Annotated in this window: 12 protein-coding genes and 1 pseudogene; 6 read left to right on the top strand and 7 right to left on the bottom strand. The window is 63.2% G+C overall.

What is annotated here, in order from left to right; genetic code table 11:
* Window positions 1-172: 172 nt before the first annotated feature.
* Window positions 173-2,383 (top strand): putative bifunctional diguanylate cyclase/phosphodiesterase, encoded by a 2,211-nt coding sequence (locus V1294_RS00660; RefSeq protein WP_334494511.1) that lies wholly within the window; start codon window positions 173-175, stop codon window positions 2,381-2,383.
* Window positions 2,384-2,527: 144 nt separating this feature from the next.
* Here V1294_RS00660 and V1294_RS00655 read toward each other — a convergent pair whose 3' ends face one another.
* The 6 genes from V1294_RS00655 to V1294_RS00630 form a co-directional block, all read right to left on the bottom strand.
* Complete coding sequence (locus tag V1294_RS00655; RefSeq protein WP_334494509.1) at window positions 2,528-2,740, bottom strand: hypothetical protein; 213 nt, start codon at window positions 2,738-2,740, stop codon at window positions 2,528-2,530.
* Window positions 2,737-3,000 carry a hypothetical protein gene (locus tag V1294_RS00650; RefSeq protein WP_334494508.1) on the bottom strand — a complete coding sequence of 88 codons (264 nt, stop codon included), beginning with the start codon at window positions 2,998-3,000 and terminating at the stop codon, window positions 2,737-2,739. Before V1294_RS00650 ends, V1294_RS00655 begins: the two co-directional genes overlap by 4 nt.
* 73 nt (window positions 3,001-3,073) lie before the next feature.
* Window positions 3,074-3,472, bottom strand: a complete 399-nt coding sequence (locus V1294_RS00645; RefSeq protein ID WP_334494506.1) for a hypothetical protein — start codon at window positions 3,470-3,472, stop codon at window positions 3,074-3,076.
* 97 nt (window positions 3,473-3,569) lie between these two features.
* A complete protein-coding gene (locus tag V1294_RS00640) occupies window positions 3,570-5,537 on the bottom strand; it encodes a methyl-accepting chemotaxis protein (protein WP_334494504.1) in 1,968 nt (655 codons plus the stop codon).
* Between the two features lie 86 nt (window positions 5,538-5,623).
* Window positions 5,624-6,802 (bottom strand): acyl-CoA dehydrogenase family protein, encoded by a 1,179-nt coding sequence (locus V1294_RS00635; protein WP_334494502.1) that lies wholly within the window; start codon window positions 6,800-6,802, stop codon window positions 5,624-5,626.
* Between the two features lie 100 nt (window positions 6,803-6,902).
* A complete protein-coding gene (locus V1294_RS00630; protein ID WP_334494500.1) occupies window positions 6,903-8,138 on the bottom strand; it encodes an MFS transporter in 1,236 nt (411 codons plus the stop codon).
* 170 nt (window positions 8,139-8,308) lie between these two features.
* Between V1294_RS00630 and V1294_RS00625 the strand changes: the two genes are divergently transcribed.
* From V1294_RS00625 to V1294_RS00615, 3 genes are read left to right on the top strand one after another with little or no spacing between them, the layout of a single operon-like run.
* Entirely contained in the window at window positions 8,309-9,418 is a 1,110-nt protein-coding gene (locus V1294_RS00625) for a DUF2652 domain-containing protein (protein WP_334494498.1), read from the top strand.
* 48 nt (window positions 9,419-9,466) lie between these two features.
* Window positions 9,467-10,096, top strand: a complete 630-nt coding sequence (locus tag V1294_RS00620) for a hypothetical protein (protein ID WP_334494497.1) — start codon at window positions 9,467-9,469, stop codon at window positions 10,094-10,096.
* A complete protein-coding gene (locus tag V1294_RS00615) occupies window positions 10,044-11,144 on the top strand; it encodes a C45 family peptidase (protein WP_334494495.1) in 1,101 nt (366 codons plus the stop codon). The genes V1294_RS00620 and V1294_RS00615 overlap by 53 nt, the downstream gene beginning before the upstream one ends.
* Before the next feature lie 387 nt (window positions 11,145-11,531).
* Here V1294_RS00615 and lepA read toward each other — a convergent pair whose 3' ends face one another.
* On the bottom strand, window positions 11,532-13,343 hold the full coding sequence (gene lepA, locus V1294_RS00610; RefSeq protein ID WP_108512343.1) for a translation elongation factor 4: 1,812 nt from the start codon (window positions 13,341-13,343) through the stop codon (window positions 11,532-11,534).
* Window positions 13,344-13,458: 115 nt separating this feature from the next.
* Between lepA and V1294_RS00605 the strand changes: the two are divergent.
* Window positions 13,459-15,058 (top strand): annotated as a pseudogene (locus V1294_RS00605) (glycosyltransferase family 39 protein).
* 34 nt (window positions 15,059-15,092) lie between these two features.
* Window positions 15,093-15,890, top strand: coding sequence for an SDR family NAD(P)-dependent oxidoreductase (locus tag V1294_RS00600; protein ID WP_334494494.1), 798 nt, complete (start codon window positions 15,093-15,095; stop codon window positions 15,888-15,890).
* Window positions 15,891-16,015: the final 125 nt, after the last annotated feature.

Below are 16,015 nucleotides of genomic sequence, written 5' to 3'. Positions count from 1 at the left end.
CCCTGTTAACTTGCGATTTTCGTCAAAAGCGATACACGCAGAGCGTGCGTCCGCCTTTCCGTTGGGCAGTGAATGCGGGCGCGCACGAGCCCTTTATGCGGCAAGAGATACCTTTTTTTCAGACACTTTTCTGCAAACATCGCCCGCAGCAATGCGCGGGGTAGGCCTGGCGATGTCGACGAAGAAGCGAAGAACTCTAGGGAAGCCCAAGCAGGCGGCGATTGTCCGCTTTCGCGGTCGTCCGGCAAAACCCGTGCCCAAGCCATCAGCCAAACGCGAGCGTCGCCCGTCCGCCGCGGCCGGCGAGATCGCGCTCAAGCGCGCCGAGGTCGACGCAGCGCTTGCCGAGGCGCGCAAATCGCACGAGCGCTTGTGCGAGGCGATCGACATCCTGCCGCAGGGCGTCGTGTTTCTCGATGCCGAAGGCCGCTATATTCTCTGGAACAAGAAATATGCGGAGATGTACCGCCGCAGTTCGGACCTGTTCAAGCCCGGCGCGCGGCTGGAGGATACGATCCGCCTCGGCGTCGCGCGCGGCGACTATCCGGAAGCGATCGGCCGCGAGGAAGAATGGATCGCCGCGCGGCTCAAGAAGATGTACCAGCCGGGCGCGCGGCATGAGCAGACGCTGGCCGATGGCCGCGTCATCCTGATCGATGAGCGCCTGACCGAGGATGGCGGCATCATCGGCCTGCGCGTCGATATCACCGAATTGAAGCAGCGCGAGGCTTCGTTCCGGCTGCTGTTCGACAGCAATCCGGTTCCGATGATCGTCTGCGCGCTGGGTGACGAACGCATTCTCGCCGTCAACGACGCTGCGATCCAGCACTACGGTTACAGCCGCGGCGAATTCGAGAAGCTGACGATCCGCAGCCTGCAGGCCTTCGACGCCGAACTGCCGTGGACCGGCGACGAGCGCGCGGCGCAAACCTGGAAGCACGTCAGGGCCGACGGTACGCGGATCGATCTGGCGATCTATTCGCGCCAGCTCGTTTACGGCGATCGGCCTGCGGCCCTGCTGGCGCTGATGGACACTACCGAACGCAAACGCGCCGAGGCGCGGCTGACTTTCATGGCCCAGCACGACGGCCTGACGGGACTGCCGAACCGCAATTTGCTGCGTCAGCAGATGGACGACATCCTGCTGCGCACACGCCGCAACGCCGAGCAGGTGGCGGTGCTCGTGCTCGGCCTCGACCATTTCAAGGCGGTCAACGATACGCTCGGCCATGGCATCGGCGACAAGCTCCTGCGCGGCGTAGGCAAACGATTGCGATCGATGCTGCGCGACGACGATGTGCTGGCCCGGCTCAACTCCGACGAATTCGCAATCGTCCAGAGCGGGGTGACGCGGCCTGAGGATGCGGCGTTCCTGGCGAGGCGCCTCCTGGACGCCATCGGCGATCCCTATCTTCTGGACGGGCATTCGGTCGTGATCGGCGCCAGCGTCGGCATTGCGATGTCGCCCGGCGACGGCGATGAATCCGAGAAGCTTTTGAAGAACGCCGACCTCGCATTGTCGCGCGCCAAGAACGATTCGCGCGGCACATTCTCGTTCTTTGAGGCCGGAATGGACGCGCGCGCCCAGTCCCGCCGCAAGATCGAAACCGAGCTGCGCGAGGCCGTCCAGGGCGATACGCTGCGGCCCTATTACCAGCCGCTGGTCGATCTTTCGAGCGGGCGCATCACCGGCTTCGAAGCGCTGGTGCGTTGGCCGCACCCCGAGCGCGGCATGATCTCGCCGGCCGAATTCATTCCCGTTGCGGAGGAGACTGGACTGATCAACGCGGTCGGCGGTTTGATGCTGCGGCGCGCCTGCACGGATGCGGCGCAATGGCCCGACGACGTCCACGTCGCAGTCAACCTGTCGCCGCTGCAGTTCCGCCTCGGCAATCTCTTGTCACTGGTAACGGATACGCTGAAGCAGTCCGGCCTGCCGGCCAGGCGCCTGGAACTCGAGATCACGGAAACGCTGCTTCTGGAAAAGAGCAGCGAGGTGCTGGCGACGCTGCATGCGCTGCGCGCGCTCGGTGTTCGCATCTCGATGGACGATTTCGGCACCGGCTATTCAAGCCTGAGCTACCTGCGCAGCTTTCCGTTCGACAAGATCAAGATCGACCAGTCCTTCGTGCGCGACCTCGCCGCCAACCCCGACGCGCAGGCGATCGTGCGTTCGATCATCAGCCTCGGCAAGGGCCTGGGCGTCACCATCACGGCGGAAGGCGTCGAGACCGAAGCCGAAGTAAACTGCCTGCGCAACGAGGGATGCCACGAGGGGCAGGGCTTTCTGTTCAGCCGCGCGCGGCCCAATGCGGAGATCGTGGGCCTGTTGAAGACGCAAGGCAACTGGAGCTCGCCGGCAGGCGCGGCGCTGGTGGCGTGAAGCTGGCGCTACTTTCGCGGCCGTCATCGCGAGGAGCTCGCGACAAAATTGTCGTAGCAATTTTGCGCTGAAGCGAGAAGCAATCCAACCGCTCAGCGTCTGTTGAGATGGATTGCTTCGCTTCGCTCGCAATGACGGAGGAGGCTACTTCACTCGTTCCGCCTTCTTCCTCGCGTGATACGTCAGCGCCAGCGCGACGCAGTGGCGTAGCGCCGCCTCGGGCAGCTTCTCGCCGGCGTCGAGCAGAATGCTGCGGTTGCCGCCATAGCGCAGTTCCGGATAAGGCTCGCGAAAGGTCTCGACCAGATCGGTCTGGCAGTGAAAATAGACGGCGTATTGGCCGGCTTCCGCCTTCACCTGGTCGATCCGGATCGTGCTGCCGCTCTGCTCTCGGTCGTGAGATAGCTCGGCTGCCCCCATTTCAGCGTCTCTTCCAGCGCGCCGACGCCTTCGGTGGTATCAGCGGTATCGAAGATCAGCCGGCGCAGCGCCAGCAGCTTTGATTTGACCGGATTGGGGTAGGCACTGAAGATCGCATCCACCGCGGGCTCTGCAAAATGCCCGCGCGGCCGCGCAACGGCGCGCTTTGTGGCTTTCTTCGCTGTCGGCCTCTTCATCCGTCCTTCCGTGTATATCAGCTGCTCGCACAACCCATAGCACGGACAGACAGCCGGAAGCGACTAGTGGCGGCTAGCGCTTCCGCGCAGCCTTGCGTGCGCCTGTCCGCGTCGTCTTGCGAGCACCGGATCGTGTCGTCTTGCGGGCGCTGGATCTCGCGGCCGTCTTTCGTTTGCGCGTTGCAGCCGCCTTCTTGGCCGAGCGCGATCGCGCTGCGGCAGGCCGTCTGGCAGCCGCTTTGCCGCCGCGCGGGCCGCCGATCCGGCCGCCCTTTTTCGCCGCGACATTGGTGTCCTTGACGCCGCGGCCGGAGCCGCTCTTATTGCCGCCGCCGGTTTCCTTGTTGACGGTCGCCCAAGCCCGCCGCTCGGCTTCATCCTTGCTGACGCCGCGCTTTTCGTAGCCTTCCTCGATATACTCGGCCTTGCGTTTCTGTTTGTTCGTGTAGCTGGACTTGTCACCACGGGGCATGCCGTATCTCCCTCGTTGTTGCGGTTGCTGAAGAAGCAACGCAGGCCCAGCGAGGGGGTTCCGAACGCGACGGGAGACGGCCTGCCGTTTCGAATGACTACGCGGCGTCGCGCAGGCCCGCCAGGAACGTGTCGACGCTTTTATTCAGCGCATCGGCTTGCTGGCTGAGCTGGTTGGTCGCGGTCGCCACGTTATCGGCCAGTGTCCGGGACTGGTTGGCGGACTGGCTGGCGCCGGTCACGTTGAGCGAGACTTCGCCGGTGCCGGTGGCGGCCTGCTGCACGCTGCGGGCGATTTCCCGCGTCGCCGAATCCTGCTCTTCCACGGCTGCGGCGATGGTGGTGGCGATCGCGCTGATTTCGCGGATGGTGTCGCTGATGCCGCTGATCGCCGTGACGCAGTCACCGGTGGCGGACTGGATTGCAGCCACCTGTCCGGCGATTTCCTCGGTTGCCTTCGCGGTCTGGCTGGCGAGCCCCTTGACCTCCGATGCGACGACGGCAAAGCCTCTGCCGGCCTCGCCGGCACGCGCGGCCTCGATGGTCGCGTTCAGCGCCAGCAAATTGGTCTGGCTGGCAATCGCCCCGATCAGGCGAAGCACATCGCCGATCTTTTCGGCGGCCGAGGCCAGGCTGCTCACCATTTCGGTGGTCTGTCCGGCCTTGACCACGGCGTTGTCGGCGACCTGGCTGGAATGGGTGACCTGACGGCCGATCTCGGCCACCGAGGATGCCAGTTGTTCGGTCGCGGCGGCAACCGCGTTGACGCTGCCAGACGCCTCGTCGGAGGCGGCTGCGGCTGCGGCAGCCCGCTCCGAGGTGCCGTTCACGCTGGTCGCGATCTCGCCGGCCACACGCTGCATCTCGGTGGTTGCCCGGGCGACCGTGGCGACGACGCTCTTGACGTCGGTCTCGAACCGATCGGCCATCTGACGCTGCAGCGCCTTCTTCTCGAGTTCGGACTGCTGCTTGGTGGCCTCCTGCGCCTCGCGCATGCTACGCGACTCGATCATGCTGCGGCGGAACACGTCGACTGCGCTCGCCATGGTGCCAAGTTCATCCCGGCGCTCGCTGCCGGGGATCGTGACGTCGATCTCGCCGCCGGAAAGGCGGTTCATGACCGCGGTGATCGCGGCCAATGGGCGCGACAGGCCGCGACCGAGCAGGAACGCCAGCACGATTGCGCCAAACAGGATCGCGATCGTGCCGAGGATAAGGTTGCGCTGCGAGCTCGCCGCTGCGGCCTCGTACTCGGTCGTATCCTTGATGACTTCCAGAATGCCGACCGGCTGGCCGGCGTAATTCTTGATCTGCCCGAGATAGAGCGCGGAGGGGCGTCCGCCGATCGTGGCGTCCCGGCGCAACGGCTGGCCGTCGAACACGCCCTTCAATTCGCCTGATGTCGCGACCACTTCGTCGCCGAAGGTCGAGGATAGCTTCTTGAAGTCCTTGCCGTCGAACGAATAGACCGCAAGGTCGATGCCAAAGCGCTTCTTGGCGCGATCGACGAATTCCTTGCCGAAGGCGGCGCCGACGTCGACATTGGCCAGCGTCTTGCCGTCGCGCACGATCGGCGTCATGCCGAAGATCGAGAGCGCCTCGCGACCGGGCTCGACGCCGACGATGGTTTTGCCGGTCTTTATCGCTTCGACCACCGTGGAACGCCGCGCGGAAGCATCGTCGTCGAACACCTTCGGCGCATGGACGCGGTAAAAGGAAATCGCGGGCGCCCGCCAGAACGAAATCAACGGGATGCCTTGCGCCTTCATCGGCTCCATGGCCTCGCCAAGCAGCTTGCCTAATCCGTCGCGGTCGCCCTTTGCTATGGCGTCAGCGACCGGCGGCAAGGATGCGATCACGGTTGAGACCGCAAGCGCGGCGCGCCCCTCATAGTCGATGGCGGCGATGACGCTGTCGTATTGCAGTTTGAGCTGCTGATCGAGTGCGAGCTGCGTTAGCGAGCGCTGCTGGATGATCGAGAAGGTTCCAAGGATGCCGCAGGCGACGGCTACCGTCAGCGAAATGGCGAGGATCAGCCGAACGGCGATCGAACGAATTTTGAACATGAGAAATACGGAAGCTCCAGCGGACGAGGCTCCATAAGAGATTTCATGAATTATTTAACAACAGGGGCGCGAGCCGGTCCGTAGAACTACGGATACCGCATCGTCGGCGGCGTATCGAGATGGCCTGACAGGATCGCCTTGCCGGCATCTTCATAATGCGCGTCGCGGCCCTGGATCTGCTGCGCGATGGCGTGCATGTCGCGAAAGCGGCGCTCGAACTTGTTGGCGTTGAACACGGCGGTGGCGCCGGCCATGCGATAGGCGGTGTCGACCACGGCGGCCGATTGATGAATGGTCCAGGTGGTGGCAATGCGAAGCGCGATGCGATGCGCTTCGGTGGTGGCCTCACCGCGCGAAAGGTCCCGCCAGACTTCGGCCGCGGTCGCGTAGAGATAGGCCCGCGCCGCGCGCAAGGTCGCCTCGGTGCGGCCGATCAATCCCTGCACGGCATTGTTGTCGCGCATCGGCTTCTGCGCCTGCGGGGTCTTGGCGCGGGCAAGGTCGATCGCCGCATCCAGCGTCGCGCGGGCGACGCCGAGCGAGGTTGCCGCAAAGCCCATGCCGAACACCATGTTGGTGGAGAGCTTGTACAGCGGCCCGTCTTCGCGCCGGGCCTGCGGTTCGTCGCGAAGTGCGGCGAATTTTTCAGGTATGAAGAGATTGTCGACCGAATAGGAATCGGTGCCGGTGCCGCGTAGCCCGATCACGTCCCAGACATCGTACATCGTGGCGCTGGTCACCGGAAACAGGATGGTGCGGATCTCCGGCGAGCCATCCGGCTTGCGCCGCGGCGTGCCATCGGCCTCGACGACGCGGACATGGGCGCCCAGCCAGCTTGCCTGCCGCGATCCGGAGGCAAAATCCCAGCGCGCGCTCGCCTTGTAGCCGCCCGGAACCGCCTGCACTTCATGATTGATCGCGCCCCATGCCAGAATGCCGGGTGCGACATTGAAGATCTCGTTGGCCGCATCAGGATCGAGATAGGCCGCGGTCATGGCGCAGACGCTGCACTGGCCCAGGCACCACGCGGTCGAGGCATCGGCCTTGGCGATCTCCTCCTGCATCTGCATGAACGCTTCCAGCGAAGCCTCGATGCCGCCAAAACTCTTCGGCAGCAGCGCGCGATAAAGCCCGTTCTCGATCAGCGCCTGTGTCACCGCTGATGTCAGCCGCCGCGTCCGCTCGATCTCGTCGGCGTCGCGAGCGATCAGCGGCGCGAGTGCCCGCGCGCGCTCGACCAGGTCGATGCCGGGAGGCTTGTTCATGCTTCCTCGCGTTTTCTTGTTCTCCGGAGCAACAGTGATGGTGGCCCATCCGCCGCCGCCGATCAAGGCGGCGTGGACAGGCAGTCTTCCGGCTTCCTCCTCACGCCGCTGCGCGGCCGAGACCCAGCGACGGCTGCGATGGCCGCTTTGTCGACGGGAAGCTGAGCGCTACCGCGACCGCCGCTATTCCGATCGCAAAAGAGCCGACATAGAGCCAGTTATAGGCGTGGAAGGTGTCGAACACCCATCCGCCGGCCAACGGCCCCAGCGCCATGCCAAGGCTCGCAAAGGCGGAGACGGCGCCGAACACTGTGCCCATGATCCGCGCGCCGAAATATTCGCGCACCAGAACCGCGTAGAGCGGCATCACGCCGCCATAGGCGAGGCCGAACACCACCGACAGCGCATAGAATTCGCCGAGCTGGCCGACGGCGAGATAGCTCGCGACCGACAAGGCCTGCACGAACAGGCCGCCGACCAATACGTGCTTGGCGCCGATTCGATCGGCCAGCGCGCCAAGCAGCAGACGGCCGCCAAGACCGGAGAACCCGGCAAGACTATAGACGGTGACGGCGGTTAGCGGCGCGATGCCGCAGACCATGGCGTAGCTCACCATGTGGAAGATCGGCCCCGAATGCGCCGCGCAGCAGGCGAAATGCGCGAGCGCGAGCGTGATGAATTGCGGGGTTTTGAATGCCTGAGCGGCCGTCCACTGCACGTCGGGCGCGCCGTCCACGCCTGCTGTTGCAGACGCCGCGGCCTGCGGCGCCGGGCGCACCAGCAGCGAAGCCGGAATCAGCAGCGCCAGCGCCACGATGCCGATCACCAGCATCGCCGTGCGCCAGTCGTAGGTGGTGATCAGCCAGCTCGCGAACGGCGCAACCGTCAGCGGCGCCACGCCCATGCCAGCCGACACCAGCGCAACCGCGAGGCTGCGCTGATCCTCGATCCAGGCGCTCGCGGCTGCCATCATCGGCGCGTAGAAACTGCCGGCGGCAATCCCGATCAGGACGCCGAACGCCAACTGAAATTGCCAGAGCGCGGTGGCCTGGCTCGCCGCGATCAAGCCGGCTCCCAGCAACAGCGTGCCTGATAGCACGACGGTGCGGGTACCAAACCGGTCGGACAAGGCGCCCCAGAAGAACGCCGCCACCCCCATCGCAAGAAAGTCGATCGTCGCCGCCGCCGAGACGCCGCTGCGCGACCAGCCCATCGCTTCCGAAATCGGCTGCAAGAACACGGCCAGCGACAGCATCGACCCGAACGCGACGCATGTCATCAGCGCGCCCACAGCGACGACGACCCAGCCGTAGGAAAATCCGGAGGACTTGCTCATGCGTTTCCTTCGCTCTTTTTGTAGTTGTGATCTGAGCAGGAGGATGGTGGCTTATCGAGCCTCGCGGAGCAAGGCGGGGACGGGAATACCTCTCATTCTCCGGCGCGCGGACCGCAACTTTCTGCTAAACTGGCCGCATTTCGCGTCGTAATCCTCCGGGAGTACACGCCATGGCGCAACAGGGCTTTCTGCTCATTGCCGATATTGCCGGCTACACCATGTTCCTGACGCGCTCCGAGCTCGAGCACGCGCAGGGAATTCTCGATGCGCTGTTCAAGAGCATTTTTGCCGAGATCAAGCCGCCAATCATCCTGTCCAACCTGCAGGGCGACGCGGCACTGACCTATCTGCCCGACGCCAATCTGCCGCAGCGCCAGTTTCCGCTGGATGCGATCGAGCGGATTTACTGCAGCTTCGCCAATACGCTCGGCGCCATGCGCCTGAACACGACATGCACCTGCAACGCATGCCGCAACATGGGTCAACTCGATCTCAAATTCTTCCTGCATCACGGCACGTACGCCACGCAGGAGATGGCCGGACGCACCGAATTGCAGGGGGCGGAGGTGATCCGCCTGCATCGGCTGATGAAGAATTCAGTGACGGCGGCGACTGGCATCAAGGCCTACGCGCTGGTGACGGAGCAGGCGGCAGACGCAATCGGCCTGCCGGATTTCTTCGCTGGCTCAATCCGTCACGTCGAGAACCTTGGCGAGTTCGGCGAGACGGTTTGTTATGTTTACGATTTGGCCCCGATCTTTACGCTATGGCGCGCGACGCGCCGCGTTGTGGTGCAGCATGACGAGCCCCTGGCTTTCGAATCGATGGAATGCGACCTGCCGGTGCCGCCGGCGATTGCCTGGGCCTATGTCACCGACATCGAGAAGAAGATCCGCTGGCAGCACGGCATCGACGGCATGACGATGACCGGACTTGCCCGGGGGCGGGTCGGGCTGGGAGCGACGCAGCATTGCGCCCATGGCAAGGATTCGACGGTGCACGATATCGTCGACTGGCGGCCGTTCGACTACGTCACCTGGCATATCCACCTCCCGATGGGCGCCGTCGTGAGGCAGATGGCCGAGCTCACGCCGCTCGAAAACGGTGGCACGCATCTGTCGCTACGCTGCGCGAAGCCTGAAGGCCCCAATCCCGTGGCGACCGCGCTGGTGCGGACGATCACCCGGCTCGCCATGGCCAAAAAGCTGGTCAGCGATCAACGCGCCTCGAAGGTCGCGCTGGAGCGTTTGGTAGATGAGGAGACCGCGGCGTTCACTTAAGCCGCCCGCCCGTTCAATACGCCTCGGCTATCCACCTTCGGCGCCGCGATGAACGCTTCCTGCGGGATGTCGGCCTTGCCGAACTGCCGCATCTTATTGCGTTCTTCTCCAGAAGTCCCTACCGAGCACATGCGCTGCGATGATGGCGTCGTGCCGCTAATTTGCCAATCTGTCAATTTCGGAAATTCGCAAAGTATTACGCCGGCGGTCACCGGCTACTTGCATAGGGTCGTTGCGCAGCGCCCGCACGGTCCTGGCGTGGCGCGCTTTGGAGAAGACCAGATTAGGCCGTTTACTCATAAATCTGGCGGCGTGCGTGCCGAAGTTGATGTCTGCTTTGCTATCAAAGCGACGTGGTTGCTGCGTAGCAGCGATATGACGCGATGGGCCATGAAGGGACATTCGCTTCCGCAAGTCCGCACTCTACTCCTCGAAGTTGTTTGGGAATGCGCACGCGAGAAATTTGCAATTTCAGTCAGTGTAGATGCAGCTCCTGCGGCCGTAAAGGCCGCCCAAAGCTCAGCGGTTATGCTCGTCTCTCGCTTGACGATCAACATCGCTCGCAAGAGTTTACCTGTGAGCAAGCCACCAGCAGCAATCAGGCCGTTTCGGGAAAGAAGTGAAAATGAACAAACCGTGGCGAGTGGACGTGCTGCAGTGCAGAGGAAGCTCCTATGACGTCGGCAAGCAGATGGCCGAAGGCTTTCTGAAAACCACTCGCGGAGCGACGTTTCACAGGCGCAAGGGGCATCAGCCATTCGGTTTCGTTCTGAAAGACGCGCAGGCGGCGCTCTGCACCTACGCGCCGAATATCTGGGAAGAACTGCACGGACTGGCAGACGGCCTCAAGATTCCACTGGAGCGGGCCGCTGCCCAATACTCGAACGCCCGCCTTAGCTTTCCGAAGCGCGGATGCTCCTCAGTCATGACTAATGCGTTCTACGGGCGCAATTACGACTACAGTCCGCGTCGATATGATCCTACTTTGGTTGCCGTGCAGCCGAAGGGCATGCATGCCAGTCTCGCATTTTCGGACAGGTTTACCGGCCGCGTAGACGGAATGAATGAGCACGGTCTTTGCGTCGGGTTGCACTTTGTCAACTACCGGCCGGTCCGGCCCGGGCTGGTTTGCATCCTGATCGTCCGCATGGTGCTGGACCAATGTGCGACGACGCGGGAGGCGGTCCGATTGCTGACGCGAATTCCCCATGGCCAACCCTTCAACTATTCGCTTCTCGACGCAATCGGAGCCGCAGCGGTCGTTGAGGCTTCGCCATTGGCAACATCCGTGCGGGATGGCCGGGAGCTTGCTTGCACCAATCACTTTCAGATCGCAAAACTTGGACGTTATAACCGGCGTAACCCGGGGTCACACCGGCGCCTTCCCCCTCTCGAAACATGGTCTCGTGCCGAACTGTCATCTCAACAATTATTTGCCGCGCTCAATCACGCGGGATCGCCCGTGTTCGATCATGCTTATCGGTCCGGATCAGGAACACTGCATACATTCGTCTGCGAACCGGCAGAGCGAATCATGCTTGTCGGTATAGGCGGCGACGCATCGCCTCGATCCATCCACTTCGAGAACTGGACGCGAGGAGCGTCTCTCGGCTTGTCCCAGCTGGAAGGGCAGCTGGGGACGCTCGACAGGCCGTTCGATCCCACGATCGTGATTCCGTCGAAGAAGACTCTCGCAAGACTCTCAATCGGCGCGGCCAGCAAATGAGGCTCTCGACATGGCATTCGCTCCGGAAAAGGGAGACGCAATTTCCGAAATGGGTCATTTTCGACCGAGCCTTCGGCCTTTACCTGCCATTTGATGTCCGCTCTGCCCCCAATGCAACCGGTGCGGAGGCCAGGCTAACGGGGCGAGGCGGGATTGCGCCTGTTTCGATGGCTCGGAAAGGGCACCACCGATCACACGCCCAGGCGATGATGGCATCGTGCCGGTGATTTGCCCGACGCGTCAAACGATTTCGTAAAATGCGAAGGACGTCGCGCCGGCCCCGCCGGCTACTTTGCATGGGGTTGTTTTCGATATTTTTGTTGTCCAGTCGCGGACGCCTCAGGCCGGACCTGATCTCATCATGCTTTGGCGGTTTGAGCGCTCGCCTCAGCTATCCACCTTCAGCGCCGCAATAAAAGCTTCCTGCGGGATGTCGACCTTGCCGAACTGCCGCATCTTCTTCTTGCCTTCCTTCTGCTTCTCCAGAAGCTTGCGTTTGCGCGTGATGTCGCCGCCGTAGCATTTGGCGGTGACGTCCTTGCGCAGCGCGCGGACGGTTTCGCGGGCGATCACCTTGCCGCCGATCGCGGCCTGGATCGGGATCTGGAACATGTGCGGCGGGATCAATTCCTTCATCTTCTCGACCATGGCGCGGCCGCGCCCTTCCGCGCGGGTCCGGTGCACCAGCATCGACAGCGCGTCCACCGGCTCGTTGTTGACGAGGATCTGCATCTTGACGAGGTCGGCCACCTTGTAGTCGGTCAGGTGATAGTCGAACGAGGCGTAGCCCTTGGAGACCGATTTCAGCCGGTCGTAGAAATCGAACACGACCTCGTTGAGCGGCAGATCGTATTTCACCATGGCGCGGGAGCCCACATAGGTCAGCTCCTTCTGCGCGCCGCGGCGGTCCTGGCAGAGCTTCAGCACGCTGCCGAGATATTCGTCGGGTGTGAGGATCGTCGCCTCGATCCACGGCTCCTCGATATCGGCGATCTTGACGACATCAGGCATGTCGACGGGATTGTGGATCTCGATCTCCTGGCCGTCGGTCAGGTGCATCTTGTAGATCACGCTCGGCGCCGTCGCGATCAGGTTGAGGTCGAACTCGCGCGACAGCCGCTCCTGGATGATCTCCAGATGCAACAGCCCGAGGAAGCCGCAGCGGAAGCCGAAACCCAGTGCCGCTGAGGTTTCCATCTCGTAGGAGAAGCTGGCGTCGTTGAGCCGCAATTTGCCCATCGCCGCGCGCAGCGTCTCGAAATCGTTGGCATCGACCGGGAACAGGCCGCAGAAGACGACGGGGATCGCCGGCTTGAAGCCCGGCAGCATCTCGGTGACCGGCTTCTTGTCGTCGGTGATGGTGTCGCCCACTCTCGTGTCGGCCACTTCCTTGATCGCCGCGGTGATGAATCCGATCTCGCCGGGGCCGAGCTCGTCGACCTGCTCCATCTTGGGCGTGAAGAAGCCGACGCGCTCGACGTCATAGGCCGCATTGGTGCCCATCATGCGGATGCGGCTGCCCTTCTTCATGGTGCCGTCGACCACGCGAATGAGCACGACGACGCCGAGATAGACGTCGTACCAGCTATCGACCAGCAGCGCCTTCAGCGTCGCCTCGCGGTCGCCCTTTGGCGGCGGCAGGCGGGTGACGATCGCTTCCAGCACATCGGGCACACCGAGGCCGGTCTTGGCCGAGATCATCACGGCATCCGACGCATCGATGCCGATCACGTCCTCGATCTGCTGCCTTATCTTCTCGGGCTCGGCCGCGGGCAGGTCGACCTTGTTGAGGACAGGAACGATCTCGTGATTGTTGTCGAGCGCCTGGTAGACGTTGGCGAGCGTCTGCGCTTCGACGCCCTGGCTGGCGTCGACCACGAGCAGCGACCCCTCGCAGGCCGCCAGCGACCGCGAGACTTCGTAGGCGAAGTCGACATGGCCTGGCGTGTCCATCAGGTTGAAGATGTAGTCCTTGCCGTCCTTGGCGCGGTAGTTCAGCCGCACCGTCTGCGCCTTGATGGTGATGCCGCGCTCGCGCTCGATATCCATGGAATCGAGCACCTGTTCCTTGCCCGCCATTTCGCGATCGGTCAGGCCCCCGGTCATCTGAATCAGGCGGTCGGCCAGCGTCGATTTGCCATGGTCGATATGGGCGACGATGGAGAAGTTGCGGATGTTGGAAATGGGGACGGTTGTCATGAGGCGCGGGATAGCATTCACATCCCCGTGCGGCAACCATATTGCTGTATTCTAAGGGGGATTCTTCACGCCAAGCTGATTCCACTCAAGCCCAAAACGCGCTACGCACGGGGCCATGTCGAGTACCTCTGTTTCGTCAGCAGCTGCGCGCCCAAAACGCATTCCCTCCCTCCGGCGGCTGGCGGCGTGGCTGGCCTCGCTCGCCAGCGATCCCAAAACCGGCCTGTGGCTGGTCACCGGCTTTGCGGCGGTTCACGCCGTCATGTGGACGCTGATTCTGGTCAATCTGAAGGCCGGGCAGGACGTCCATATGGACGTCGCGGAAGCTTACGCCTGGGGGCAGAAGTTCCTGCTTGGCTATGGCAAGCACCCGCCGCTGTCGGGATGGGTCGCCGGCGTCTGGTTCATGCTGTTTCCGGTCACCGACTGGGCGACCTATGCGCTGGCGATGGCGACGCTCGGCTGTGGCCTCGTGATCTGCTGGCTGTTGGCGCTGCGCGTGGTCGATCGCCGCCGCGCGTTCTTCGTCGTGGTGATGCTGGCGCTCTATCCGATCTTCAACTTCAAGGGTTTCAAGTACAATCCGGACCTGCTGCAGCTCGTCACGTTGCCGCTCGTCGTGCTGGCCTATCTCGACGCGTTCGAGAAGCGCACCATCAAATCCGGCGTGTGGCTCGGGCTCGCCGGTGCGCTGGCGCTGATGACCAAATACTGGGTGCTGACCATGATCGGCGCCGTCGGCCTTGCCGCGCTGATCCATCCCGACCGCCTGCAATTCCTGCGCTCGCCGGCGCCGTGGGTCGCGATTGTCACGCTCGTGGTGGCGATGCTGCCGCACTTGATGTGGCTGAAGCAGGTCGACTTCGTCCCGCTCACCTATGCCGGCAATACGTATTCGCTCACCGACCGCGCGATGATCGACGATCTCGCGCTCGGCTATGTCTTGCATAATCTGGCGCTGCTGGCCTTGCCGGTGGTGCTCGGCGCGATCGCGCTTGGCTGGCGGCCGCTGCGTTTGACGCCGTTTCCAGCCCTGGCGCGCGGCGCCAATTCCGGCGTGAACACGTCGCAGGCGTTCAATGTCTGGATCGTCCAGGCGGTGGTGGCGATCGGGCCGCCGCTCGGCGCCCTGCTGTTCCACATCTACATCAAGACCGATTGGGGCATCTCGCTGTTCTTCCTGATGCCGCTCGCGTTGATCGCGATATCAGCGGTGCGGGTCCGGAAAATCGCGCTGTTGAACCTGACGGCGACCTGGCTGGTGATTTCGCTCGTCGTGCTGGCGGTCTCGCCAAGGATCGTCGCCTATGAAATGAATGAAAAGCGCACCGCAGGCGCGACCTACCGGGCGCGTTCCGAACTCGCCCGCGAACTGACGGAAGCCTGGCACACGCGGTTTTATTCGCGCTGGCCGGTGGTCGCGGCCTATACCGATACCGGCCAGCCCGTTACCTTCTACAGCCCCGATCATCCGGCGCCACTGACACCGCGACGAGCCGTGGTCGTCGGGCCTGACCTCGCTCGACGAAGCGAAGCGATCGGGCTTCATCGGCATCTGCGAGGTCGGCGACTGGAAGCTGGAAAAATGCGAGGCGTGGATGAAAGCCCATGCCGCCAATGCCGAGCGCATGGTGATGACCACGCGGCGGTACTTTCTGGGGATGCCCGGCCCCGCGACGGCCTGGAATATCTTCATCGTGCCGCCGGCCAAATAGAAGCGGCCATAAGAAAATCGAAAGAGGGTAACGCATGGATCTCGACCTGACGGACAAGACGGCGCTCGTCACCGGTTCGACGCGCGGCATCGGGCTCGCGACCGCCAGCGGGCTTGCGCAAATGGGTGCGGAAGTGATCATCAACGGGCGCGACAAGGCGGCGGTCGGCGAGGCCGTGGCGAAAGTCCAGGGGGCCGCGCCGTTAGCCAAGGTGCATGCCGCGGTGTTCGATCTCGGCAATGCGGCCGGCTGTGCCGCGCTGGTGAAGCAATTCCCTGACGTCGATATCCTCGTCAACAATCTCGGCATCTACGATCCAAAGGGATTCTTCGAGATCGAGGATTCGGACTGGTCAAAGATGTTCGAAGTCAACGTCATGAGCGGGGTCCGGCTGACGCGGCATTATTTGAAGCGGATGCTTGAGGACAAGGACTGGGGCCGCGTCGTGTTCGTCTCCAGCGAGTCAGGCGTCTACATACCGAAGGAGATGGTGCATTACGGCTTCTCCAAATCGGCGCAGCTCGTCATCGCGCGCGGCGCGGCGGAGACGACCAAGGGCACCAACGTAACCGTCAACTCGGTGATGCCGGGCCCGACCTGGGTCGAGATGGCGCCGGTCCGTCTCGCCGCGCGCGCAAAGACGATGGGAACGACGGTGGAGGATCTCGTCGCGCGCACCTTCACCGAACGCCGCCCGGCGTCGCTGCTGCAGCGCTACGCCAAGCCGGAAGAGGTCGCCAACCTGATCTGCTACGTCTGCTCGAAAGCCTCCAGCGCCACCAACGGCGCCGCGCTCCGCGTCGACGGGGGAATCGTGACGAACCCGTTTTGAAAGATTTGGGATGGCGCTGCTGACCTCGCCCCGCTTGCGGGGAGAGGTCGGATCACATCGTCAGATGTGATCCGGGTGAGGGGGTACAGGTCTATCAACTCGCATCAACTTCGCGGAGAGAGCCC

The organism is Bradyrhizobium sp. AZCC 1678, assembly GCF_036924765.1.
GTDB classification, from domain to species: Bacteria; Pseudomonadota; Alphaproteobacteria; order Rhizobiales; family Xanthobacteraceae; genus Bradyrhizobium; species Bradyrhizobium algeriense.
The sequence above is the reverse complement of the archived record's forward strand: the minus strand, read 5'-3'. Positions and strand labels throughout refer to the sequence as shown.

Bases quoted from the DNA above. Each gene is read 5' to 3' on its own strand.
- V1294_RS00660 (WP_334494511.1), top strand. From the start codon at position 173: ATGTCGACGAAGAAGCGAAGAACTCTAGGGAAGCCCAAGCAGGCGGCG.
- V1294_RS00650 (WP_334494508.1), bottom strand. From the start codon at position 3,000: ATGAAGAGGCCGACAGCGAAGAAAGCCACAAAGCGCGCCGTTGCGCGG.
- V1294_RS00645 (WP_334494506.1), bottom strand. From the start codon at position 3,472: ATGCCCCGTGGTGACAAGTCCAGCTACACGAACAAACAGAAACGCAAG.
- V1294_RS00640 (WP_334494504.1), bottom strand. From the start codon at position 5,537: ATGTTCAAAATTCGTTCGATCGCCGTTCGGCTGATCCTCGCCATTTCG.
- V1294_RS00635 (WP_334494502.1), bottom strand. From the start codon at position 6,802: ATGAACAAGCCTCCCGGCATCGACCTGGTCGAGCGCGCGCGGGCACTC.
- V1294_RS00630 (WP_334494500.1), bottom strand. From the start codon at position 8,138: ATGAGCAAGTCCTCCGGATTTTCCTACGGCTGGGTCGTCGTCGCTGTG.
- V1294_RS00625 (WP_334494498.1), top strand. From the start codon at position 8,309: ATGGCGCAACAGGGCTTTCTGCTCATTGCCGATATTGCCGGCTACACC.
- V1294_RS00620 (WP_334494497.1), top strand. From the start codon at position 9,467: ATGAACGCTTCCTGCGGGATGTCGGCCTTGCCGAACTGCCGCATCTTA.
- V1294_RS00615 (WP_334494495.1), top strand. From the start codon at position 10,044: ATGAACAAACCGTGGCGAGTGGACGTGCTGCAGTGCAGAGGAAGCTCC.
- lepA (WP_108512343.1), bottom strand. From the start codon at position 13,343: ATGACAACCGTCCCCATTTCCAACATCCGCAACTTCTCCATCGTCGCC.
- V1294_RS00600 (WP_334494494.1), top strand. From the start codon at position 15,093: ATGGATCTCGACCTGACGGACAAGACGGCGCTCGTCACCGGTTCGACG.